Origin of the sequence: Rhodococcus tibetensis (assembly GCF_024438035.1) — a bacterium.
GTDB classification, from domain to species: Bacteria; Actinomycetota; Actinomycetes; order Mycobacteriales; family Mycobacteriaceae; genus Rhodococcus_F; species Rhodococcus_F tibetensis.
The window spans coordinates 57917-82902 of sequence record NZ_JANFQF010000007.1 but is presented as its reverse complement, the minus strand read 5'-3'; the positions used below and the strand labels follow the sequence as shown (position 1 = coordinate 82902).

Here is a 24986-nt window from a genome sequence, read left to right as displayed (position 1 = left end):
TCACACCTGTGGATAAGTGTGGGGATGACGTGGATTCTCTGTGGACAGAGCGTGCAGAACTTTGGACAACCTCGAGTAGTCCACACGGCCGCCCGATTGGTCCTCGAGTTTGTCCTCGAGAATTCCCCATAGCGCCACACGGACCAACCAGCGTCTAAGGCCGTTCGTCCACAGATTCCACAGGACCTAATAGTACTTCTGAATATTTCTTCTAAGAAACTCTTTCAAAACAGGGTTGGGGATCAAGTCGGTTCACAGGCCCCACCGGAGACTCGAGGACCGCGACGTTCCGCTTTCAAGTTCGCCCTCGAGGGCTTACGGTTATGCATCGCCGCTCTGTGAAAGACTGCAGTGCCAGTGGTCACGGCTCGACCGTGCCGACCAACCGTGCTACCGAGAGGAACAACCCGGCGATGGAGCTTGGAAGCCTGAAGTTTCGCGTCTCCCGGGAAGAATTCGCTGATTCAGTGGCATGGGTCGCTCGCAGTCTGCCGTCGCGACCTCCTGTCCCGGTTCTCGGCGGGGTTCTCCTTGATGCAACCGAGCAAGGGTTGACGGTTTCCGGATTCGACTACGAGGTGTCGGCCCAGGTGCGGGTCGCCGCAGAGGTCGGCAGTACGGGTCAAGTCCTGGTGTCCGGCAAATTGCTGGCTGACATCACGAAGGCACTTCCCAACAAGCCGGTGGATGTGACCCTCGAAGGCACGCGGGTTCTGATTGCCTGTGGAAGTGCCAAGTTCTCCCTGCCCACCATGCCGGTCGAGGACTATCCGCAGCTTCCCCAGCTTCCCCAGCAAACAGGCTCGATCCCCGCGGACCTCTTCTCCGAGGCGATCAGCCAGGTAGCTGTGGCTGCCGGGCGGGACGACACCCTTCCGATGCTGACAGGCATTCGTGTCGAAATCGAGAAGAGCACGATTGTGCTCGCGGCTACCGACAGGTTCCGTCTCGCGGTGCGTCAACTCGAGTGGTCGCCCACCAATCCCGACACGTCGGCCGCCGTCCTCATCCCCGCCAAGACTCTGTCCGAGTCGGCGAAAACGCTTGCCGGAGATGCCACTTCGCCCGTCGAGCTCGCTCTCGGTTCCGGCTCGGCCGTGGGCAATGACGGCCTCCTGGGCATCGTCAACGACGGCCGCCGCACCACAACCCGCCTCCTCGACGCCGAGTTCCCGAAGTTCCGCCAGCTCCTGCCGTCCGAGCACACCGCGATGGCCACCGTAGAGATCGCCCCCCTAGTCGAGGCCATCAAGCGTGTGGCGTTGGTTGCGGAGCGTGGCGCCCAGGTTCGGCTCCAGTTCTCTGCCGAGGGGCTTCTTCTCTCAGCGGGTGGTGACGATGCGGGCCGTGCCGAGGAAGGCCTCAACGCCGTGTTCCGCGGGGAGCCGCTGACCATTGCCTTCAACCCCGGTTACCTGATCGACGGTCTGTCGTCGCTCCACAGTGAAGAGGTGCTGTTCGGTTTCACGGCACCGAGCCGTCCCGCAGTGCTGCGCCCCGCTACCGAAGAGGAGATCGAGCCGGACGAGTCCGGCAGCTTCTCGGCGCCCGAAAGTGCGTACACCTACCTGCTGATGCCGGTCCGACTTCCGGGCTGACGCGTCACCGGAAGCGGAAGGTCCACTGTCGGAAGAAATCTCACGAGCGGACGGAGATCGCGATGCAGGTCGGGTTGGTCGGACTCGGAAAAATGGGATTCAACATGCGCGAGCGTCTGCGCGCACGCGGTCACGAGGTAATCGGCTACGACCCACGTCCTGAGGTCACCGACGTGGCATCCCTCACGGAACTCGCGCAGCGACTCGAGTCTCCGCGCGTCGTGTGGGTGATGGTTCCGGCGGGAAAGATCACCCAGGACACCGTGACGGAGCTGTCGACCGTGCTCGAGTCCGGGGACCTGGTCATCGACGGTGGGAACTCGAGATACAGCGACGACCGTGTGCACGGTGACATGCTGGCGTCCAGGGGCATCGGCTACCTGGACTGCGGTGTGTCCGGTGGGGTCTGGGGACTCGAGAACGGTTATGGGCTGATGGTCGGTGGCGCCGAAGCCGATGTCGCACGCGCACTTCCTCTCTTCGATGCGCTTCGCCCCGAAGGCGAACGTGCTGACGGCTTCGTCCACGCAGGTCCTGTCGGCGCCGGCCACTACGCGAAGATGATTCACAACGGCATCGAATACGGCCTGATGCAGGCGTACGCCGAGGGATACGAACTGCTCGAGGCTGAAGAGCTGGTCACTGACGTCCACGGTGTTCTCCGCGCCTGGACCAAGGGCACCGTCGTGCGGTCGTGGTTGCTCGAACTTCTGGTCAAGGCGCTGGGCGACGACCCTGATTTCGCCGAGATCTCCGGGTACACAGCGGATTCCGGTGAGGGCCGCTGGACGGTGCAGGAAGCGATCAACCATGCCGTTCCGGCACCCGTGATCTCCGCGGCGCTGTTCGCACGTTTCGCTTCGCGGCAGGACGATTCTCCGGCCATGAAAGCGGTATCCGCGCTGCGCAATCAGTTCGGTGGCCATGCCGTGAAAAAGGCCGCAGGCGAGCCGGAAATCGGTTCTGGAACATAGGTGTTCGTCCGCGCATTCTCGCTCAGAGACTTCCGGTCCTGGGACGCACTGAGCCTCGACTTGCGTCCGGGGTGCACCGTCTTCGTCGGTCCCAACGGGCACGGCAAGACGAACGTGCTCGAGGCACTGGGCTATCTGTCCACCCTGTCTTCGCATCGAGTGAGTTCGGATGCCCCGCTGATCAGGACGGGTACGGGACAGGCATTCGCGGGCGCAACCGTCGTCAACGCCGGTCGGGAACTGACTGTGGACGTCGAACTGATCGAAGGTAAGTCGAACAAGGGCCGGATCAATCGATCGCCGACCCGCCGACCGCGCGAGATTCTGGGGATCCTGCAGACGGTGTTGTTCGCCCCCGAGGATCTCTCCCTGGTCCGCGGTGACCCGGGAGATCGGCGGCGCTATCTCGACGAACTCCTCACCTCGCGGATCCCGCGGATGGCCGCGGTACGTGCCGACTACGACAGGGTTCTGCGGCAACGCTCGGCACTACTGAAAACCGCCGGTGGGGCGTTGAGGCGGGTGTCGCGCAGCGGATCTTCCACGAGTGAGGACGGCGCGAGCGCGCTTGCGACGCTGGAAGTCTGGGATGGGCATCTTGCCGAGCACGGCGCTCAACTGCTTGCCGGGCGGTTACAACTCGTGCACGACCTCGCCCCGCATCTGGCGGAGTCGTACCGGTCCCTCGCTCCCGAATCGAGGCCGGCGAGTATCCGCTACCGCTCGAGCCTCGCTTCGTCCCTGCCGCCTGAATTCACCGACCCGTCACGTGGAGCCGCATCCGACGACATCGCTTTTCTCGAGGAACGATTCCTGTACGAGCTGTCGGTCATGCGGTCGAAGGAGATCGAACGGGGTGTGTGTCTGGTCGGACCTCATCGCGACGATCTCGAATTGCAACTTGGTGACACACCGGCCAAGGGGTTCGCGAGCCACGGGGAGTCCTGGTCGTTCGCACTGTCGCTGCGCCTAGGGGCGTTCGGGTTGCTGCGATCGGATGGCAGTGATCCGGTTCTGATGTTGGACGATGTGTTTGCCGAGCTGGATCGGCGTCGTCGCAGCGCGCTGGCCCGCGTCGCCGTGGACGCCGAACAGGTACTCATCACCGCTGCCGTACCGGAGGACGTTCCCGCAGAACTAGATGCCGTCCGGTTCGGTGTGGAGGCCCGCGACACGGAGCGAGGACGCATCTCGCACATTACGGACGAGTGGAAGGAGTCCCCTCGTGACGGACGAGTGGAAGGAGTCCCTTCATGACGGAGGGTCCTGATCCCACCCCTGCGGAGGCTCCGGAACCGGAGTTGAAGGGAGTCGACCTCGCCCGACGTGCGCTCGAGGAGGCGCGGGCGGCCGCGAAGGCGAGCGGTAAATCTGTCGGTCAGGGCCGGCGTTCCGGGACGGGGGTTCGGAGCCTGCGTGCCCGGCGCCGGCGTGGGTGGTCGGGTCCGGGCCCAGACGATCGCGATCCACAGCCGTTCGGCGCGCTGACCAGTGCGCTCGCGAAACAACGGGGATGGGCACCCAAGGTGTCGGAGGGGACGGTCCTCGGCCGGTGGACGCAGGTTGTCGGTGAGGACATTGCCTCGCACGCCGAGCCAACCGGGCTTCGGGACGGAATCTTGAGCGTGTCCGCGGAGTCGACTGCGTGGGCAACTCAGCTTCGGATGATGCAATCACACATTCTCGCGAAGATTGCCGCGGCCGTCGGTGATGGGGTCGTGAAGTCACTGCGCATCACCGGTCCGTCTGCTCCGAGCTGGCGGAAGGGCGAACGACACGTGCGTGGCCGCGGACCGAGGGATACGTACGGCTGACTCGATTCTGCCCAACGACCGCTGGTCGTATCTGATACTCAGTGTTACAGTTACTCCAAGTTGTTGAGTGAACTGTGCCACATCGACCCATGCGTGGCGCAGTGGTGGCACGAAGGAGTAACCGAATGTCCGCCCCGACTGCACCGCGTAACAGCACTGCGATCCCGGAACCGGATCACATCCTGTTGCAGGCAAGGAACGTCGAGTTCGACTGGTCGAATCTCCCGATGCACTGGATTCCGGGTGATCCGTTCAGCACGCACGTTCTGAACGTTCTGCACCTGCTCCTCCCGGCGGGAGAGGAATGGTTCGTCGAGACGTTCAAAGAAGCACTGCCGCTGATCGAGGACGAGCAACTTCGCGACGACGTCGTGGGCTTCATCGGGCAGGAAGCGATGCACTCCAACGCCCATGCCGGTGTGCTCTTACATTTGAAGGAGAAGGGCCTCGATCCGACACCCTTCACCGATCAGATGGAATGGACCTTCACAAAGATTCTGGGACCGCGTCCGCTCACCGGGTTGCGGGAGAAGAACCACCTGATCGAACGGCTCGCCGTCATCGCCGCCATCGAGCACATCACCGCATTTCTCGGTGATTGGGTGCTCAATGCCGAGGGCCTCGACCGCGCCGGAATGCACCCGACCATGCTCGACCTGCTGCGGTGGCACGGTGCGGAAGAGGTGGAACACCGTTCGGTGGCCTATGACGTCATGCGCTACTTCGACAAGCGCGAGTCGCGTCGCATTCGAACCCAGCTGATCGTGACGCCGGTCATCGTGTGGCTGTGGGTGCGCGGCACCCGCTTCCTCATGCGCAACGACCCCGAACTCGCTCAGTGGTCGGCACATCGGCGCAAGCCCCATCTGTCCGACTACTTCGCTGCGGGTAAGCGAGGAACCCTGCCCACCGCATGGGAACTCACCAAGCGGATGTCCACGTATTTCACTCGGTCGTACCATCCCTCGAACGAGGGGTCCACGGCGCAGGCAGTGAAGTACCTTGCGTCGTCGCCGGCGGCACAGGCGGCGCAACGATGAAGCTCGCTTCCATGCGGAACGTCCTCAAAGCCAAGGGCTTAGCTCGCTACGACGCACCGCCGGACATCAAGGGTCGAGCTCGCCCCGACCGGGCCATGCGCATCACCGAGGCCGTCGCCGAAAAGTACCTCCGTGTACTGACGGCGCACGAGTACAACCCTGTGGTCGCCGGGCACAATCCCGACAGCGCGATGACGCTCGTCGTGTCGAGACGTGAGGTCGTGGCGCGCGACGCCAACGTGGTACTCCTGCGGTTCGAGGCGGAAGACGGTGCGACACTTCCCGAGTGGCACCCGGGCTCGCATCTCGACTTCCACCTGCCGTCGGGTCTTCGGCGCCAGTACTCGTTGTGCGGTGATCCGTCCGATCGGAACGGTTACAGTGTCGCCGTCCGGCGAATCCCGGACGGGGGCGGTGGTTCTGTCGAGATGCACGCGCTCGAGCCCGGCACGCCGGTGACGGTCCGCGGTCCGCGCAACGGGTTTCCGTTCGTCGGTGAGGGCAGCGCGCTGTTCATCGCCGGCGGGATCGGAATCACTCCCATTCTGGCGATGGTGCGGGCCGCCCGTGCGCTCGGAATGGACTGGCAGTTAGTGTATTCCGGTCGATCCCGCGAATCGATGCCCTTCCTCGACGAAATCGATGCCTTCGACTCTTCGCGGGTGTTCATCCGTCCCGACGACGAGTTCGGATTGCCGAGCGCTGACGATTTGCTCGGGCGCGCTGTTCCCGGTGGCGCGGTCTACTGCTGTGGGCCGACACCGATGCTCGAATCCGTTCGGCGCGAGTTTCATTCGAGCCCGGCCACCGCGCTGCACTTCGAACGATTCGGTGCACCACCGGTACTCGACGGCAGCGAGTTCGAGGTACAACTCGTCAGCACGGGCGAGGTACTGACCGTTCCCGCCGACGAGTCGGCGTTGAGTGTTATCAAGAACAGGCAGCCCGGTGTCGGATATTCGTGCCAGCAGGGTTTCTGCGGAACGTGCCGCGTAAAAGTGTTGTCCGGCAAGCCGGAACACCGGGAGACGCGGCTCACCGACGCCGAACAGCAGGACGAAATGCTGATCTGTGTCTCCCGTTCCTCGGGCGGCCGTCTCGTACTCGACCTGTAATCCCACACCGACGACACCGATGCTTCGAAAGAGCCGAGGACCCTTCATGAGTGCATACACACCAGGTACTGCCGTGCGGATTTCCAACGGACCCGTGGAACTGGCGGTGTTCGAACAGGGCAATCCAGCCGGCGACACCATCGTGCTGGTGCACGGCTGGCCGGACACCCACGAGTTGTGGCAACGCACGGTGCCCTTCCTTTTGGAGCGGTTCCGGGTGATCAGCTACGACAGCCGCGGCGCAGGACAGAGCAGCGTGCCCACCCGTGTGGCGGACTATCGACTGTCCGAGCTGGCGGGTGACCTCTTCGCCGTCATCGACGCGGTGAGCCCGGGCACGCCGGTACATGTCCTCGCCCACGACTGGGGGTCGGTGGAGGCCTGGGAGGCCGTCTGTGAGCCGGGAGCCTCGGAGCGGATCGCGTCGTTCACCTCGGTGTCCGGGCCCAACCTCGATCACCTCGGCAAGTGGTTGCGCCGCCGGATATCGGACCGCAGCTTCGGTGGACCGCTCGCCCAGGCGGTGGCGTCTGCCTACACGGTCCTGTTCCAGATCCCCGGCCTCGCAACCCTGCCGCTTCGTTTGTGGTTCTCACGACACTGGCCGGCGTTCCTCGGATTCTTCGACGGACTCGATCCCGCGCTCGTGCGCCCGGCTCCGACGCTCGCGGACGACATGGTGAACGGTCTGAAGCTCTACCGGGCGAACATCCGGAAGTGTCTCGGCAAGCCGCGTGATCGCTACACCGACGTGCCGGTTCAGCTGATCCTCAACGCGAACGACAAGGCAGTGCGGCCAGTAGGCTACGAGGACACCGAGAAATGGGCTCCCGACCTGCGGCGACGTCACATCGAGGCGGGACACTGGTCGCCGATCTCGCACGCGGAAGACATCGCTCAGCTCACGGCCGAGTTCATCCTCGATCTCGATGAACTGGCCTCCCGCGATCGGGAGGAGCGCGGCGCCTGACGAATCTCTGGGCAGTTCGGCCTACGTTTTCACCCCCGAACCGGCCTGAAAATTCGCCTACGGGCCGCTCAGGGGTGTCATAGCCCTCTTGTGGGCGTGGCGTACCAGTATGATGGCCGAGGTAACTAGCGGCAAGATTCCCGACTCTCGTTTCCCGCAGGCCCGAATAGGGCGGCGGACGCGTGTGCCGGGTAGTGGACGGAGAAGGAGAGCTACCCACCCGTGGCTGCCCAGAAGTCAGACAAAAGCACCTCCAGCAAGGACTACGGCGCTTCTTCCATCACCGTCCTCGAAGGACTCGAAGCAGTTCGTAAGCGACCGGGTATGTACATCGGTTCCACCGGTGAACGCGGTCTGCACCACTTGATCTGGGAAGTCGTCGACAACTCGGTCGACGAGGCGATGGCCGGCTACGCCAGCAAGGTCGAGATCACCCTGCTCGAGGACGGCGGAGTCCAGGTCGTCGACGACGGTCGAGGAATCCCCGTCGGGATGCACGCCTCCGGTGTCCCCACCGTCGAGGTCGTCCTCACCCAGCTCCACGCCGGCGGCAAGTTCGACTCCGACTCCTACGCCGTGTCCGGCGGTCTGCACGGTGTCGGTATCTCCGTCGTCAATGCGCTTTCCACCCGGCTCGACGTCGACATCAAGCGCGACGGCAACCGCTGGAACCAGACCTACACCGATTCCAAGCCGGGTGAACTCGTCAAGGGCGAGGCCACCAAGGAGACGGGCACCACGGTCACGTTCTGGGCCGATCCGAACATCTTCGAGACCACGACGTACAGCTTCGAGACGGTCGCGCGCCGCCTCCAGGAGATGGCCTTCCTCAACAAGGGCCTGACGATCACCCTCACCGACGAGCGCGTCAGCGACGCGGAGGTCACCGAAGAGGTCGTCAGCCAGGTTGCGGACGCACCGAAGACCGCCGAGGACGAATCCGCGGAGGCGCAGGCGCCTGCCGCGCACAAGGTGAAGACCCGCGTCTATCACTACCCGGGCGGCCTCGAGGACTACGTGCGGCACATCAACCGCACGAAGCAGCCGATCCACAACTCCGTCGTCGGGTTCACCGCGAAGGGCACCGGCCACGAACTCGAGGTGGCGATGCAGTGGAACTCCGGCTACTCGGAGTCGGTCCACACGTTCGCGAACACCATCAACACCCACGAGGGCGGCACCCACGAAGAGGGCTTCCGTTCCGCTCTGACAGCGACGGTCAACAAGTACGCGCTGGACAAGAAGCTCCTCAAGGAGAAGGACCCGAAGCTCACCGGTGACGACATCCGTGAGGGTCTCGCCGCGATCCTCTCGGTGAAGGTGGGTGAACCGCAGTTCGAGGGTCAGACGAAGACGAAGCTCGGTAACACCGAGGTCCGTTCGTTCGTCCAGAAGGCGAGCAACGAGCACCTGTCGCACTGGTTCGAGGCGAACCCGGCCGACGCGAAGACCATCGTGAACAAGGCGGTGTCGTCGGCACAGGCCCGCGTCGCCGCCCGCAAGGCCCGCGAACTGGTGCGCCGCAAGAGCGCCACCGACCTCGGCGGTCTGCCGGGCAAGCTCGCCGACTGCCGGTCCAACGATCCGAGCAAGTCCGAGATCTACATCGTGGAGGGTGACTCGGCAGGCGGCTCGGCCAAGTCCGGCCGCGACTCGATGTACCAGGCAATCCTGCCGCTGCGCGGAAAGATCATCAACGTCGAGAAGGCGCGCATCGACCGCGTCCTGAAGAACACCGAAGTCCAGTCGATCATCACCGCGTTCGGCACCGGCATTCACGACGAGTTCGACATCGCGAAGCTCCGGTATCACAAGATCGTGCTGATGGCCGACGCCGACGTCGACGGCCAGCACATCGCAACGCTGCTGCTCACGCTGCTGTTCCGCTTCATGCGGCCGCTGGTCGAGCACGGGCACGTCTACCTCGCGCAGCCGCCGCTGTACAAGCTCAAGTGGCAGCGCAGCGATCCGGAATTCGCGTACTCCGATCGCGAACGCGACGTCCTCGTCAAGGCCGGCCTCGAGGCGGGCAAGAAGATCAACAAGGACGACGGCATCCAGCGGTACAAGGGTCTCGGCGAGATGAACGCCAAGGAACTGTGGGAAACCACAATGGATCCGTCGGTGCGAGTTCTGCGCCTCGTCACGCTCGACGACGCAGCCGCAGCCGACGAACTGTTCAGCGTCCTCATGGGCGAAGACGTGGAGGCCCGGCGAAGCTTCATCACCCGTAACGCCAAGGACGTTCGCTTCCTCGACGTGTAGGTACCGGACTCGAGAAACACACCGAAGTCGTGCAGCCACCGGCGGGCAGAGCCCCCGGTGGCTGTGGTGTGCAGGCGCGGTAACGGGCACTTGATCACAACGATCTCGACTGGGACACGCGGCTCTGTGTAGCCTGGGCCGCTGATCAACCCGCAAAACGGGGACGTACGAGATCAGTGGTGCGTATGTTACTCGAAAGTAAGAGTCGGTGAAGTTCTGTGGTAAGAACGTTCCCCGTAGGGACGTGATGAACTCGTTACATTCGGAAATGGGTGCGCCGGGCAGCGCCGCACGGTGAGCAGCTGATCGATCACTTCCCTCCGTCGTCACGTGTCGTCGCGGCCGACCGCCTGCTGCCGCGGGCGTGGTGTCGAACACCGACCGGCGATCTATGAATGGGTGGAAAGGAAGCGTGGGATGAGCGACGATTCGCCGCCCCGGGCAAGGTTCTGGGATATCGAGGGCTGGGGCCTCCGATGGAAGGTCACGGCAGTTCTCGCGGTCCCCGTGACGGTCGCCATGGTGCTCGGTGGGCTCCGAGTGCAGAGCGAACTGAGCAACGCCGTTCACTTCACCGAGGCCGCCGACCAGATCGTCGGCGTCCCCGACATCGTGGCCCTCGAGGCAGCGATGGGCACCGTCGCCAGCGGTTATGCATCCGGCACGCTCACCAAGGAAGACCGGGAAACTACGGAGACACTGATGGCTGAGGTGTCCGAGCAGGCCCGCAACCCAGAACTTCAACCGACCGTTGCCTCGTCGATCCGCCAGACGGTGTCGGATGGCCGTGCACTTCTGAACCTGATGGACTCCCCAGGGGTCAGCGCTGACCTGATCGCGGAACGAAACCAAGTGTTCGCAAAGGATTTCATTGGTGTAGTGGACAACATCGTGCGGCCGATTGACGACAGCGAAGTGGTCGACAAGGGATACCTGCTGTCCAGCGCGTGGCAGGCGCAGCGCAGGTTGTTCGATCAGGCTATGGGTCTCATCGCGATCAAGGACGTCTACGCGAGCCCGCAGGGCCGGGAAAAGGCCCGAACCGGTGACATTCCCACGTCGGCCGTGATCGCCGCGGCCGGTGCCGAATCGAGCCTTCTCGACGTTCTCAACAGGTATTACCCGAAGGACGATGCTCGGCTGACGACCCTGCGGGACAATATTGCCGCCCGCAACGCGCTCGTCGATCAGGGCCTCGCCGAAGCAGCGCGCGGCGGTGTCCTCCCCATTCTGCAGTTGCGTTCCTCGCTGATCGGCAGCCGTGACGTCTACCAGGAGCTCACAAGTGAGGCGGCGCAGGACATCGCCGCCACCGTGCAGGCACGCGCAGCCGAGACTCGGTCCGCCGCCCTGCGTGACACCGCGATCGTCCTCGGCACACTGCTCGCCGCTCTCGTCCTCGCACTCCTCGTGTCGCGGTCGCTGATCGGCCCGATTCGACGACTGCGGTACGGCGCCCTGAAGGCGGCCCGCCGCGACCTGCCGGAGGCGATCGAGCAGATCAAGTCCAGCGACGATCCGAGAGACCTGTCATTCGATCCGGTGGCCGTGCATTCGACGGAGGAGATCGGACAGCTCGCCCGCGCCGTCGACGACATCCACGGTCAGGCCCTCAAACTCGCCGGTGAGCAGGCGCAACTGCGCCTCCAGATCAACGACATGTTCGAAACCCTCGCCCGCCGAAGCAAGTCGCTGGTCGACCAGCAGCTCGGACTCATCGAAAACCTCGAGTTCGAGGAAAAGGACCCGAAGCGACTCGAGAGCCTCTTCCGGCTCGACCACCTGGCCGCGCGTATGCGCCGAAACGGTGAGAACCTCCTCATCCTGGCCGGTACCCGGGTGCGTCGTTCCCAGGCGGCGCCCATTGCTCTCGGCGACGTTCTGCGTGCCGCGATCTCCGAGGTGGAGGACTATCAGCGCGTCCAGATGGGAGCGACACCAGAAGGCGCACTCAGTGGTGCCGTCGTCACCGACGTCGTTCACCTTCTCGCCGAACTCGTCGACAACTCTCTGCGGGCCTCACCTCCCGACACGGTGGTCACGTTCAGCTTCGCCCGAGCGGTGGACGGCGGAGTGTTGCTCGAGATCGCCGACCGCGGCATCGGTATCCCCGCCGACGACATGCGGGACATCAACGAGCGTCTCGCGTCCGGAGGCGAGGTCGGCCCCGAGACGGCACGCCACATGGGTCTGTTCGTCGTGAGCCGGCTCGCCAAGCGGCACGGTCTCACCGTGCGATTGCGGTCTACCTTCGACACCGCGCGCAACCCGGGTGTGACGGTGAGCATTCACATTCCGAACGCACTGATCGTCTCGCAGGCGGCGCGCCAGGACACCGGTTCGCAGCGCACAATCAACCAGGCGCCCGTCCAGGCGGCCATCCCGGCACCCGCGGTGCCCGCACCTCGGCGGGACAACGCGCAGCAGCCCTCAACCCGGGGCGGTCTGCCCACCCGCACGCCGCAGTCTCGGCCGGACCCGACGCCCACCGCCGCACCCGCCGTCACCACGGCGTCGCGGACGAGCCTGCCTCGTCGTCAGCCCGGCGCGAGCGGTATCGCCGGCGACCCAGGTGCGTCGGCCGCGGCACCGAACGGTCAGTCGCCGGAAACCGTGAACGTCCGCGGAACCGGTGCCATGCCGAAACTGCCCGTACGACGACCGCAGGCGGCTACCCCCACAACGCCGGCTAACCCCGAAACACCGGCTGCCGGACCTCGGTTGCCGCAGCTCCCGCGGCGCGAAGACCGGCCGGTGCCGGACCGCTCGGCGTCTACGACGACTCCGCCCCCCGCATCCGGGGATCAGGCACCCGTGCGGCACCGATACCGCACCAACCCGGCCAAGACGGCGTCCTTCTTCCAGTCCCGCATCGATCCGCCTCCGGCGGAAGCGGCGCAGCGGTCCGGCGGAGGTACCCCGATCTTTTCCGACATGGTGTCCGACTGGCTGACCGATCCGACCGGTGACGACGGCGCCCCCGGTGTCTGGCATTCCGCCGGTGATGCGGGCTGGTCCGCGGTCGAGCGGGTCACGTCGGCTCCCGTCGAGGTCGATCCAGAGATCGGACTGCCGAAACGGCGTCCCGGCGAACGACTGCTTCCCGGCACGGTCGAAGGCGCGCACAATACGGGGACGCTGCGGCGCGTGCGTGACCCTGAGACAATTCGCGCGAATCTCAGCCGTCACCAACAGGGCGTCCGAAACGGCAGGGCCACGAGGCTCGCGGAACGCAACAGCATTGAAGGAGACCGATGAACACCGCTCATGGATCCGACGTCACGCGACCTCTCGACTGGTTGGTGTCCAACTTCGCCAGTGACGTACCCGGCGTCTCTCATGCCGTGCTCGTGTCGGCGGACGGGCTCCTCATGGCGGCCAGTGCCCACCTGCCGATCGATCGGGCCGAGCAGCTGGCTGCGGTGACGTCCGGGCTCGCCAGCCTGTCGGCCGGGGTGTCGCGACTCTTCGAAGGTGGAGGAGTGCTCCAGTCGGTGGTCGAGATGCAGCACGGCTACCTGCTGTTGATGAGCGTCGGTGACGGCTCGCACCTCGCCGCCCTCACGGATGCCGAATGTGACATCGGGCAGGTCGGATACGAGATGGCCATCCTCGTCGATCGCGTCGGCGCGTCGGTAGAGGCGACGCCGCGCACTCCGCAGGGCCTCTGACTTCGAGATGCCCATGGACGACCAGCACTTCGAGCATCCTGGCCCGAACATCGTGCGCCCGTACTCGCTGACCTCGGGGAGAACCCGGCCGGCGGTCGAGCTCGCTCTCGAAGCCTTGATCCAGGCCTTGCCGCAGTCGGTGGACCGGCAGTGGGAACTCGACGACGTCAACGCGGCCATCGTCGCGCTGTGTCAGCAGTCGCCGTCGGTTGCCGAGATCGCCGCCCGGGTCGGGGTGCCCTTGGGGGTGGCCCGCGTCCTGGTGGCCGACCTCGTCGAAGCTGGTCATCTACAGATCCTGGCAACCCTGAAGGAAGACTCGACCGACTCCGAACGTCGTGAACTCATCGAAAGGGTCCTCAGTGGACTTCGCGAAATCTGATCCCCGCAACCGGGTGACCTCGACCAAGATCGTGATCGCCGGCGGGTTCGGTGTCGGCAAGACAACGCTGGTCGGTGCTGTCTCCGAGATCGTCCCTTTGCGCACCGAGGCGCTCGTCACCAACGCGAGCGACGGCGTCGACAACCTTGCCGCCACCCCGCAGAAGGGCACGACCACGGTCGCGATGGACTTCGGTCGCATCAGCCTGGCCGACGACCTGGTCCTGTACCTGTTCGGCACGCCGGGTCAGCACCGGTTCTGGTTCATGTGGGACGACCTCATCCGCGGCGCGATCGGTGCGATCGTCCTCATCGACACTCGCCGATTGGACGAGAGCTTCGCTGCCGTCGACTTCTTCGAGGCTCGTCGCCTGCCGTTTCTGGTCGCAATCAACGAGTTCGACGATGCGCCGCGATACCCGGTCGAGGACATCCGGGCCGCCCTCGCCATTTCCGAGGACGTGCCGATCATTCCCATCGACGCCCGTGATCGGGAATCGGCGAAGCAGGCGCTGGTGGCGATCACCGAATATGCACTGACCAAGCTCCATACGGCCGTGTACTGAGGATTCGAACAAATGTCGGACGAGTTGCAGCAGTTCTCCATGGGCACATGGGTGGTCGGCCTCGCCGTGGTCACCGCGTTCATCGGCGTCTTCGTCGGTATTGCCAGTGGCCGCAAGGCGATGACCGCCCCGAGTCCGCGACAGCGCTACCTCTGGTTGTCGTGGGGTGCGTTGTCCATCGGTGGCATCGGGGCCTGGCTGCCGCACTACATCGCGATGGTGGGGTTCGAGGTCGCGGGCAGCACGCTGCGCTACAACGTCCTGTGGATCGCGATCTCGTTCGCTGTACCGGTGTTCGCGGCCGGGCTGGCGCTGCTGATCGTCAGTCCGCCCCCGAGCAAGCACCGGCGGCCGACCACGTCGGTGGAGATCAGCCGGCTGTCGGGGGCGGCCGTCATCCTCGGTGTCGGTCTCGCAGGTATGCACCTGGCCATCGTCTCCTCCCTCGTGGTGCAGGGATCCGTCGGCTTCGACCCGGTCCTGACGGCCGCCGCCGCGGGACTCGGTCTTGGAGTCGGTGCCGCGATCATGTGGTCGATCTCGGTCCTCGATTCCCGGACGCTGCGTCTGGTTGCGGCCCTCGTCGTGGCATCCGCGCTCGTGGCCATGCACTACACGGGTGTGTTCGGTCTGAGCGTGACCGTCGATCCGGCGGCCCCGCGTCCCGACGGCCTCGAAGTGTTCTCCATCCTGTTCCCGGTCTTCGTGCTGGGCATGCTGGCAGTGACGATCCCGATCACGGCGCTGCTGATGGCGCCCGACCGGGTGGCCGCCGAACTCGAACTCGAGGCCGACATGCTGGCCGCTGAATCGCTCGCGGCCGAAAGCCGCGGTAGGGAACTGGAACTCCGGTAGCGGACACGCGGAACCCGCCCTGTTCAGGAGTGCATCCGAGTCCTTCACCGTTCCAGCTGACCTGCACCTATAGACTCGGGTGGTTGCGTGACGTCGTGCAGGACCACTCGTCCGCGAGGAGACGTCAAGCCGAGTAGAAGAAGGAGCTCATGACTGACACAACGTTGCCGCCGGAGGGACCGGGGCACGACCGCATCGAGCCCGTCGACATTCAGCAGGAGATGCAGAGCAGCTACATCGATTACGCCATGAGCGTGATCGTGGGTCGCGCGCTGCCTGACGTGCGGGACGGCCTCAAGCCTGTGCACCGGCGTGTCCTGTACGCGATGTACGACAACGGTTACCGGCCCGACCGCGGTTATGTGAAGTCTGCGCGACCGGTGGCCGAGACCATGGGTAACTACCACCCCCACGGTGACGCCTCCATCTACGACACCCTCGTGCGCATGGCGCAGCCGTGGTCGCTGCGTTACCCGCTCGTCGACGGTCAGGGCAACTTCGGTTCCCGCGGTAACGACGGCGCCGCAGCCATGCGGTACACCGAGTGCCGCTTGACGCCGCTGGCGATGGAAATGTTGCGTGAGATCGACCACGAGACGGTCGATTTCGCTCCGAACTACGACGGCCGTACACAAGAGCCGACAGTTCTCCCCAGCCGTATCCCCAACCTGTTGATCAATGGTTCCGGTGGCATCGCCGTCGGTATGGCCACCAACATCCCGCCGCACAACCTGCGCGAGGTGGCCGAGGCGATTTACTGGGCTCTGGAAAACTGGGAAGCCGACGAGGAGTCCACTCTCACCGCGGTCATGGAACGCGTCAAGGGACCCGACTTCCCGACGCACGGCCTGATCGTCGGTGGTCAGGGCATCCACGACGCGTACACCACGGGTCGCGGATCGGTGCGGATGCGTGGTGTGGTGGAGATCGAGGAAGACGCCAAGGGGCGCACCACGATCGTCATCACCGAACTGCCGTTCCAGGTGAACCCGGACAACCTGATCACCTCGATCGCCGAGCAGGTCCGTGATGCCAAGATCGCGGGCATCTCCGACATCCACGACGAGTCCTCGGACCGCGCGGGAATGCGCATCGTCGTCACCGTCAAGCGTGACGCGGTCGCGAAGGTCGTGCTCAACAACCTGTACAAGCACACTCAGCTGCAGACCAGCTTCGGGTGCAACATGCTGTCCATCGTCGACGGCGTGCCCCGCACGCTTCGCCTGGACCAGATGATCCGGCACTACGTCGTTCACCAGGTCGAGGTCATCCGCCGACGCACCGAATACCTGCTCCGCAAGGCCGAAGAACGCGCCCACATCCTGCGTGGACTCGTCAAGGCGCTCGACGCCCTCGACGAGGTCATCGCCCTGATTCGCGCCTCGCAGACGGTCGACATCGCCCGCGCGGGCCTGATGGAACTCCTCGACGTCGACGAGATTCAGGCCGACGCGATCCTCGCGATGCAGCTGCGTCGCCTCGCGGCCCTCGAGCGGCAGAAGATCGTCGACGAACTCGCCGAGATCGAGCGCGAGATCGCCGACCTGCAGGACATCCTCGCCAAGCCCGAACGCCAGCGTGCGATCGTGCGGGACGAGCTGAAGGAGATTGTCGACAAGCACGGCGACGATCGCCGCACCCGCATCGTGGCCGCCGACGGTGATGTGGCCGACGAAGACCTCATCGCCCGCGAAGACGTCGTGGTCACCATTACCGAGACCGGTTACGCGAAGCGCACCAAGACCGATCTGTACCGGTCGCAGAAGCGTGGCGGCAAGGGGGTGCAGGGAGCCGGCCTCAAGCAGGACGACATCGTGTCGCACTTTTTCGTCAGCTCCACCCACGACTGGCTGCTGTTCTTCACGACGAAGGGCCGCGTGTACCGGGCCAAGGCGTACGAGCTCCCGGAAGCGAGCCGCACCGCGCGGGGTCAGCACGTGGCCAACCTCCTCGCGTTCCAGCCGGACGAACGGATCCAGAGCGTCATCAAGATCAAGACCTACGAGGACGCGCCCTATCTCGTCCTGGCTACCCGCAACGGACTGGTCAAGAAGTCGAAGCTCACCGATTTCGACTCCAACCGGTCCGGCGGCATCGTCGCGGTCAACCTGCGCGGTGAGGACGAACTGGTCGGAGCCGTGCTCTGCTCCGCTTTCGAAGACCTCCTGCTGGTGTCGGCGAAGGGACAATCGATCCGGTTCTCCGCCACCGACGAGGTACTGCGCCCGATGGGCCGCGCCACGTCCGGCGTCCAGGGAATGCGATTCAACGAGGACGACGAGCTGCTGTCCCTCAACGTCGTACGTGAAGGCACCTATCTGCTGGTCGCGACGTCGGGCGGGTACAGCAAGCGCACGCCGATCGAGGATTACGTGCCGCAGGGCCGTGGCGGAAAGGGTGTACTCACGATCCAGTACGACCCGAAACGTGGCACCCTGGTCGGAGCGCTCATCGTGAACGATGACGACGAGCTCTACGCGATCACCTCGGGCGGTGGTGTCATCCGCACCGCCGCCAAGCAAGTTCGCAGGGCCGGTCGGCAGACCAAGGGCGTTCGGTTGATGAACCTCGGGGAAGGCGACACCCTACTCGCGATCGCGCGCAACGCCGACGAACCCGACGAGCCCGAAGACAACGCCGAGAGCAGCGGCAAAGGAGCTAAGGAGTCCTAGTGAGCACTCCCAATCAGCCAGGCGGTGACAAGCAGAACGCGGGTTCGGCCGGGTCGGCGCCCTCCGAGCAGCACGCCTCTCGCGCGCCCGAGAACGGCTCTGCGGGGCCGAACCCCACCCAAGGTTCGGCCCCGCAGGGTCAGGCGCCTGCGGGCCGTGGGCCGGCCCCCACAGCGGGTCCGGCTGGGTCCGGCGCGATTCCGCCGTCGGCGCCGCAGCATCAGGGGCCCCGCACCCAGGCCCCTCAGGGTCGGCCGTTGCCGCCCCAGCAGGGCAAGCCGGCCGCGCAGGCTCCCGGTCGTCAGGGACCGCCCCAGCAGGCGCCTGCCGGGGGTGCCCCGGGTAGTTCGGCGCCCACTCGCAGCCAGCCGCCCGCGGGCAACCGAGCTCCCGGCAATCCGGTTCAGACCGATCCGGCCGCGGGCAATCGGTCACCCGCGTCCGGTGCTCCCGTGGACGGTGCACAGTCCGTTCGGGGGAATCAGGCACCGCCCTGGCAGCGGGGGATGCAGCGAGAGCCGCAGACCAACCTGAAGCGGCCGCTGCAGGGGCAGCCCGGGCAGGCCGGTTCCCAGCAGCACCCGCGTGCCGACTCCCCGTCGTCCGCGCCGCCGGCAACCGGCGCCCCGGCCGCAGCGCCGGGGGCCCCGAAGGCACCGGGCGCGCAGAGGCCGTCCACGGCGCCGACAACGTCACCGGGGGCACCGACTCAGTCCGTTCCCGTGCAGAAGACGCCGCCGGCTGCGCCGAAGGGCCAGCCGGCTCCTGCCCAGGGGCGTCCGTCCACGGCTGCTGCGGCCGCCGCCGGAGGTATCACCGGTACCGCTGCTGCGGGCGCGGTGTCGCAGCGGGAAGCCGCGAAGGCCAAGGCGTCCGCGATCGACGGGCCCACCCGGCACATCAACCGCGACGTGCTTCCCAAGGACATGCCCGACCTCTCCGAGGCGAAGCACCCGTTGCCGACGGCAGCGGCCCCAGGGCAGCAGCCCAAGGCGGCCGCCGTTCCTCAGCGGGTCGAAGAGGGGGAGGCTCTGCGGGCGACGGTGCAGATCCGCAAGGTCGACCCGTGGTCCACGCTGAAGATCTCCTCAGTCATTTCGGTGTCGCTGTTCTTCGTGTGGATGGTCGCGGTCGGTCTGCTGTACGTCGTCCTGGACGGCATGGGTGTCTGGGACCGGCTGAACAACGCGTTCACCGACATCGTCGCCGAGTCGAGTTCCGAGGGGCTCGTGACTGCGAGTCAGGTCTTCGGCTACGCGGCCGTCATCGGACTCGCGAACATGGTGTTGTTCACAGCGCTCGCCACCATCGGAGCGTTCATCTACAACCTGTGTTCCGACCTCGTCGGCGGTGTCGAAGTGACGCTCGCCGATCGAGACTGAACTGGGAAAAGAGCCTCTCGCCGGGCCGGTTTTGGTATCTGCCGGTCCGGTGGGGTAATCTTCCGACTCGGTTCAGGGAACTGCGCGAGACAAGTTTCCGGACTTCAGGGGCCTATAGCTCAGGCGGTTAGAGCGCTTCGCTGATAACGAAGAGGTCGGAGGTTCAAGTCCTCCTAGGCCCACTCCTAGTGCCGGTGAAAGGTCATTCGCATGAAGGTCCTCCTGATCGTGGGAGCCGGAGTGCTTGTGACAATCGGACTGACCAGGTTGCTGCGCAGCAACGAGGTGTGGCACGAGGTAACGGGGCCTTAGCTCAGTTGGTAGAGCGCTGCCTTTGCAAGGCAGATGTCAGGAGTTCGAATCTCCTAGGCTCCACAAGTGAAAACAGGTAAGCCACCTTCTCGGATTCGGGAAGGTGGCTTTCTTGCATCAAGTGACTCGCACGTTCCGCGTATGGGCCGGGTCCCGACGGCGGCGCACCTACTGACGAGTGAGGGAGGGCGGCGCTTCTACACTGGGTCGGTGCCGAGTCCGTTCGACCGTATGGATCGTCCCGGCGTGCCCTTTGCGCGTCGCCTGGACGAGTACGGTGACGCCCCCGCCCTGATCACGTCGGACGGCACAGTCACCTACCGCGAGCTCGCCGAGCGGGTCGAGACCGGGGCTCGTCAGCTGGGCGACATCCGGCGTCTGGTGTGTATCTGCGGTGCCAACGACGTCGAGGTGATCGTCGCGTACCTCGCTGCCTTGGCAGCCGGTCATCCGGTCCTGCTGGCGCCGGGTGACAATCCCGGCAGCATCGACGCGGCGATCGCCGCTTACCGGCCCGACGTCGTCGTACGCAGGGACCACGACGGTCGAACGGCTGTCGAGGAACTGTGTGCGGGGTCCACACACGTGCTGCACCCCGACCTCGCGTTGCTGCTGAGCACGTCCGGTTCGACGGGATCGCCGAAACTGGTCCGCCTCTCGCACCGCAATGTGCAGAGCAATGCGGAGGCGATCGCCGAGTATCTCGACATCCGGAGCACCGATCGGGCTGCGACGACACTGCCCATGCACTATTGCTACGGGCTGTCCGTCATTCACAGTCATCTGCTGCGCGGCGCAGCGCTCGTCCTGACGACTTGCTCGGTGGCCGACGCCGAGTTCTGGGAACTTTTCCGCTCCCACGGTGGCACCGGTTTCGCGGGGGTGCCCTACACGTTCGACCTGCTGGACCGCGTCGGGTTCGACACGTTGGATCTGCCGGACCTGCGTTACGTGACGCAGGCCGGTGGGCGACTCGCACCGGACCGTGTGCAGACCTACGCCGATCTGGGTCGGCGCAGGGGCTGGGACTTCTTCGTCATGTACGGGCAGACGGAGGCAACTGCACGGATGGCCTACCTGCCGCCCGAACTCGCAGACACCCACCCGCAGACGATCGGCCGGCCGATCCCGGGAGGATCTTTCCGAATCGAGCCCCTCATCGATGCCCCCGGCGACACGGGCGAGCTGGTCTATTCGGGCCCCAACGTGATGCTCGGCTATGCCGAGGGGCCGGAGGATTTACGCCTCGGTGACGTCCTCGGCGGCGAACTGCGCACGGGTGACCTCGCCCGCTGTCGCGAAGACGGGTTGTACGAGGTGGTGGGACGGCGCAGCCGATTCGCCAAGATTTTCGGGTTGCGGATCGACCTTGCGCTGGTCGAGTCGACACTGGCCGAGCATGGCCTGCGCTCATGCTGTGTCGGCGGTGCGGACGAACTGATCGTGGCTGTCGAACTGGGCGGGACCGTGGACGGCGCGAGGGAGGTCGCAGCGCGAGCGGCCGGGCTGCCGACCGGAGCGGTTCGCGTGCGCGCCGTCAGTGAGCTGCCGCGCACCGCCACCGGTAAGCCGGACTATTCGGCAGTGACCGCGCTGGCGCGGCGACCGGAGCCGGCGCAGAGTGCCTGCCCTGACGGGCGTGCCGATGCGGCCGCGCTGCGCGCTCTATACGCCGACATCCTCAACTGCCCGAACGTCACGGACGACAGCTCGTTCGTCAGCTCGGGCGGAGATTCGCTCTCCTATGTCCGGATGTCGTTGCAACTCGAGCAGCTGCTCGGTTACCTCCCCGAGAACTGGCACACGACACGAATCGGCGACTTCGAACCGCACTGCGGACGCCGCCGACCGTCAGTCGAAACCAATGTTCTCCTCCGCGCGGTCGCGATCATCTTGATCGCCGGCTCGCACATTCACCTGTTCACGCTCCTCGGTGGAGCGCACGTCCTCCTCGGGGTCGCGGGTTACAACTTCGCCCGGTTTCATCTGAGCTCCGCCGGGCGCACCGATCGGGTACGCCACACTCTCGTGAGCGTCGGCCGGATCGCCCTTCCGAGCATGCTGTGGCTCGGGTGTGTCATCGCCCTGACCGGGGAATATCGCATTACCAGCGCATTCTTGCTGAACGGCATTCTCGGCCCACCCGGTTGGACGATAGAGTGGCGATACTGGTTCGTCGAGGCGATCGTGTACATCCTCCTCGTCGTCGCCGCCCTTCTTTGTATTCCGGTGGTCGACCGCACCGAGCGCACCTATCCGTTCCTTTTTCCGATGGGACTCGTCGCGGTCGGCTTGCTGACCCGGTACGGATTGATCGACATCGATGACAGCCGCAATCGCATCCTCACCGCATCGGTCGTCTTCTGGTTCTTTGCGCTGGGCTGGGCCGCCGCCAAGGCGACGACAGTGTGGCACCGCATGTGCGTCACCGTCGCGATCGTGGCAACGGTGCCTGGGTTCTTCTTCGGTGAGACGAGGCGCGAGATCATCGTCATCGGCGGGCTGTGCCTGCTGGTGTGGCTGAGGTCGGTGCCCTGCCCCACGGTGGTGAGCCGAGTGGCCGGGGTGCTGGCAAGCGCCTCGCTCTATATCTATCTGACGCACTTCCAGGTGTACCTCCCGCTTCGGGACGACCATCCCTGGTTGGCGCTGGCGCTCTCGCTCCTCGTCGGCATCATGTACTGGCAGGCAGTGACCTTCGTCCTTCGGCTCGGGCGCCGCGGCGCCCTGCGTTCGGCAGCACCGGGTAACCTCACCGGCCGTAGGCCACTCCCGTTCCGAGAACCCGAATTCCGACGCGTTCGCCCGGGGTGAGAGCGGTGGCGCCGAAGCGGCGCACGGTGACCCGCTCGGAGACCACTCCGTCCGCGGTGTCGAGGCGGATACCGAGCAGCATCTCCGAGCCCAGATATTCGACGTCGACGACCGTCCCTGCCACGCCTGCGCCGTCCGCGGTGACCTCGATCTGCTCCGGCCGCAACATGACGCGAGCCTCACCCTGTACTCCGTTCGCGGTCACGGCCACGTCCCCCAGCGCGCACCTGGCCCTTTCGCCCTCGACGTGCGCGGACAGGACGACGGCGTCACCGATGAACTCCGCGGTGGGAACGTCGATCGGCGCAGAATAGATTTCCCGGGGAGTGCCCACCTGCGCGAGCCGGCCTTCGCTCATCACCGCCACTCGGTCGGCGAACGACAGCGCCTCGGGCTGGTCGTGGGTGACGAGGATGGTGGTGATGCCCGCCTTCGCGAGTACGTCGGCAACGATCCTTCTCGTGTTTGCCCGCAGGCCGGCGTCGAGCGCGGAGAACGGCTCGTCGAGGAGCATGAGTTCGGGTTCCCGTGCCAAAGCACGTGCGAGCGCCACCCGTTGCTGCTGCCCGCCGGACAGCTGGTCGGGACGCCGGGACGCGTACGAAGAGTCCAGCGACACCATCTCGAGCAGTTCGGCGATCTTCGCTCGGGTGCGCGCCCGTCGAGGCAGACCGAACCCCACGTTCGCCGCCACCGTGGCGTGCGGAAACAGTGCACCGTCCTGCGCGACGTATCCCACCGACCGTCGGTGTGCGGGAATCCACTCCTTACCGGCGACCACCCGGCCGCCCAGCGTGATGATGCCGGCGTCGGGCCTCTCGAAGCCGGCAACGAGGCGGAGCAACGTGGTCTTACCGCAGCCGGAGGGCCCCACGATCGCCGTCGTGGATCCCGTCTCGACGGAGAATGCGACGCGCCGGAGGATGCTCGCGGAGCCGAACGACTTGTCGAGCCCTTTCACTTCGAGTGCGTATGTCATAGTCCGGCAACCTTTTTCGACTGAGCAAAGAGCACATAGGTCACGGGCAGCGACAGCACGATCATGATCAGCGCGTACGGCGCTGCGCCTGCATAGTCGATCTCACTGCTCAGCGACCAGAACTGCATGGACAGGGTGCGGGTGCCGGTGGGCGCCAGCAGGAGGGTGGCAGTCAGCTCGTTCACCACACCCAGGAAAACCAGGGCTCCGCCCGCCGCGGTTGCCGGCGCGGCCAGCCGCAGCGTCACTCGTAGGAAGGTCGACAGCGGCGAGACGCCCAACGACCGTGAAGCCTCCTCGAGCCCCACCGGGGCCTGGGCGAGGCCCGCCCGCAGATTGATCAGGGCGCGCGGCAGGAACAGCAGCGTGTATGCCGCGATCACGACGGCCACGGTCTGGTACAGAGGACGGAAGTACTGGATCGCGATCGTGACGAACGCCAGCGCCACCACGATGCCGGGCAGGGAGCTGGAAATGTATGTGGTGCCCTCGAGGACCCTGCTGAAACGTCCGCGGCGCCGAATCGAGATCCAGGCGATGGGGAGCGCGAGCACGCAGGTGACCAGTGCGCCGGCAATCCCGAACCCGAGCGTCTGCGCCAGCGCCGAAGCAACGGCATCCAGCTCCCATACGGCGGCACCGCCGACGACGAGCCACCGCACGACACTGACGACGGGCACCCCCAAAGACAGCACGATCACCGTCCCGAGAAACAGCAGGGCGGGGAGCGAGTAGCGAACGCCGAGATCAGCAGGTACGACCGGGCGGGGCGCACCCGCGCCGATCCGGGCGTAGCGGGCGCTGCCCCGGACGACCGCTTCGATCACCAGCAGCGTGAGGCAGAGCAACACCAGAACCCCGGCCAGCATCGTCGCGGCGGCGCCGTTGAAGGTCGACTGGTACTGCTCGAAGATGGCCGTCGTGAAGGTGTCGAACCGAATGAAGACGAAGGCGCCGTACTCGGCAAGCAGGTGCAGCGACACCAGGAGCGCTCCGCCCGCGATGGCCAGTCGCAGCTGCGGCACCACGACGCGGAAGAACACCGCCCACGGTCCGAGTCCGAGGGCACGCGCCGATTCCTCGACGGCTGGGTCCAGCCGGCGCAGCGTCGCCGCCGAGGGGATGTAGACCAAGGGAAAGTAGGACAGGGTTGCGATCAGAACGCCGCCGCGCAACCCGCCGAGTGACGGAATTGCCGTCACCCACGAGTAGCTGTTGACGAAAGCCGGGACGGCCAGCGGCGCTGCCAGGAGAACCGCCCATACTTTGGCCCCGAACACGCGGGTGCGCTCGACGAGCCAGGCAGCGATGACGCCGACAGCGACGCAGATCGGCACCGTCGTCACTACCAATAGCACTGTGTTGCCGAGCAATTCGCGTACCCGGGGTCGAAAGAGCAGTGCCGACGAGGTCGCCCAGCCGGTGTCGATGCTCGCCGCGATCACGTAGCCGAGCGGGATGAGCGACGCGGCGACCACGACGAGCGCGGCGAGGGCCAGCGGGATCGGGGGTAGGCCTGGCCGGGCGGTCGGGCGACGCGTCGTGTCTGCATCTCCCGACCGCGCTCGGCCGATCAGT

The 24986-nt window shown here is 65.6% G+C and carries 18 protein-coding genes and 2 tRNA genes; 18 read left to right on the top strand and 2 right to left on the bottom strand.

Annotation, left to right across the window (positions count from 1 at the left end):
• The first annotated feature begins 413 nt into the window (after positions 1–413).
• The 18 genes from dnaN (at position 414) to NOF53_RS10070 (ending at position 22429) form a co-directional block, all read left to right on the top strand.
• Positions 414–1598: a DNA polymerase III subunit beta gene (dnaN, locus tag NOF53_RS10155; protein WP_255967862.1), complete on the top strand. Its 1185-nt coding sequence runs from the start codon at positions 414–416 to the stop codon at positions 1596–1598.
• Positions 1595–2572 (top strand): phosphogluconate dehydrogenase (NAD(+)-dependent, decarboxylating), encoded by a 978-nt coding sequence (gene gnd, locus NOF53_RS10150; RefSeq protein WP_255968154.1) that lies wholly within the window; start codon positions 1595–1597, stop codon positions 2570–2572. The genes dnaN and gnd overlap by 4 nt, the downstream gene beginning before the upstream one ends.
• Positions 2573–3829, top strand: coding sequence for a DNA replication/repair protein RecF (recF, locus tag NOF53_RS10145; RefSeq protein WP_255967860.1), 1257 nt, complete (start codon positions 2573–2575; stop codon positions 3827–3829).
• On the top strand, positions 3826–4386 hold the full coding sequence (locus tag NOF53_RS10140; RefSeq protein ID WP_255967858.1) for a DUF721 family protein: 561 nt from the start codon (positions 3826–3828) through the stop codon (positions 4384–4386). The genes recF and NOF53_RS10140 overlap by 4 nt, the downstream gene beginning before the upstream one ends.
• A 125-nt stretch (positions 4387–4511) precedes the next feature.
• Positions 4512–5426 (top strand): metal-dependent hydrolase, encoded by a 915-nt coding sequence (locus NOF53_RS10135; protein WP_255967856.1) that lies wholly within the window; start codon positions 4512–4514, stop codon positions 5424–5426.
• On the top strand, positions 5423–6541 hold the full coding sequence (locus NOF53_RS10130; protein ID WP_255967854.1) for a PDR/VanB family oxidoreductase: 1119 nt from the start codon (positions 5423–5425) through the stop codon (positions 6539–6541). Before NOF53_RS10135 ends, NOF53_RS10130 begins: the two co-directional genes overlap by 4 nt.
• A gap of 46 nt (positions 6542–6587) precedes the next feature.
• A complete protein-coding gene (locus NOF53_RS10125; protein ID WP_255967852.1) occupies positions 6588–7511 on the top strand; it encodes an alpha/beta fold hydrolase in 924 nt (307 codons plus the stop codon).
• 222 nt (positions 7512–7733) lie between these two features.
• Positions 7734–9776 carry a DNA topoisomerase (ATP-hydrolyzing) subunit B gene (gyrB, locus tag NOF53_RS10120; RefSeq protein WP_255967851.1) on the top strand — a complete coding sequence of 681 codons (2043 nt, stop codon included), beginning with the start codon at positions 7734–7736 and terminating at the stop codon, positions 9774–9776.
• Positions 9777–10193: 417 nt separating this feature from the next.
• Positions 10194–13034, top strand: coding sequence for an ATP-binding protein (locus tag NOF53_RS10115; protein ID WP_255967849.1), 2841 nt, complete (start codon positions 10194–10196; stop codon positions 13032–13034).
• Positions 13031–13447 carry a roadblock/LC7 domain-containing protein gene (locus NOF53_RS10110; protein ID WP_255967848.1) on the top strand — a complete coding sequence of 139 codons (417 nt, stop codon included), beginning with the start codon at positions 13031–13033 and terminating at the stop codon, positions 13445–13447. The genes NOF53_RS10115 and NOF53_RS10110 overlap by 4 nt, the downstream gene beginning before the upstream one ends.
• A 7-nt stretch (positions 13448–13454) precedes the next feature.
• Complete coding sequence (locus NOF53_RS10105; RefSeq protein ID WP_255967846.1) at positions 13455–13829, top strand: DUF742 domain-containing protein; 375 nt, start codon at positions 13455–13457, stop codon at positions 13827–13829.
• 13 nt (positions 13830–13842) lie between these two features.
• Positions 13843–14394: a GTP-binding protein gene (locus tag NOF53_RS10100; protein WP_374212598.1), complete on the top strand. Its 552-nt coding sequence runs from the start codon at positions 13843–13845 to the stop codon at positions 14392–14394.
• Positions 14395–14406: 12 nt separating this feature from the next.
• A complete protein-coding gene (locus NOF53_RS10095) occupies positions 14407–15249 on the top strand; it encodes an MHYT domain-containing protein (protein WP_255967842.1) in 843 nt (280 codons plus the stop codon).
• A gap of 149 nt (positions 15250–15398) precedes the next feature.
• Entirely contained in the window at positions 15399–17921 is a 2523-nt protein-coding gene (gyrA, locus tag NOF53_RS10090) for a DNA gyrase subunit A (RefSeq protein ID WP_255967840.1), read from the top strand.
• A 257-nt stretch (positions 17922–18178) separates the two neighbouring features.
• A complete protein-coding gene (locus NOF53_RS10085; RefSeq protein WP_255968153.1) occupies positions 18179–19303 on the top strand; it encodes a DUF3566 domain-containing protein in 1125 nt (374 codons plus the stop codon).
• Positions 19304–19411: 108 nt separating this feature from the next.
• Positions 19412–19485: transfer RNA gene (locus NOF53_RS10080), tRNA-Ile, on the top strand.
• A gap of 120 nt (positions 19486–19605) precedes the next feature.
• Positions 19606–19678: transfer RNA gene (locus NOF53_RS10075), tRNA-Ala, on the top strand.
• 168 nt (positions 19679–19846) lie between these two features.
• Entirely contained in the window at positions 19847–22429 is a 2583-nt protein-coding gene (locus NOF53_RS10070) for an AMP-binding protein (protein ID WP_255968152.1), read from the top strand.
• Here NOF53_RS10070 and NOF53_RS10065 read toward each other — a convergent pair.
• Together NOF53_RS10065 and NOF53_RS10060 are read right to left on the bottom strand one after the other, a co-directional pair.
• On the bottom strand, positions 22368–23408 hold the full coding sequence (locus NOF53_RS10065; protein ID WP_255967838.1) for an ABC transporter ATP-binding protein: 1041 nt from the start codon (positions 23406–23408) through the stop codon (positions 22368–22370). The two genes, NOF53_RS10070 and NOF53_RS10065, sit on opposite strands and share 62 nt — an antisense overlap.
• On the bottom strand, positions 23405–24985 hold the full coding sequence (locus NOF53_RS10060; RefSeq protein ID WP_305086762.1) for an ABC transporter permease: 1581 nt from the start codon (positions 24983–24985) through the stop codon (positions 23405–23407). The genes NOF53_RS10065 and NOF53_RS10060 overlap by 4 nt, the downstream gene beginning before the upstream one ends.
• Position 24986: the final 1 nt, after the last annotated feature.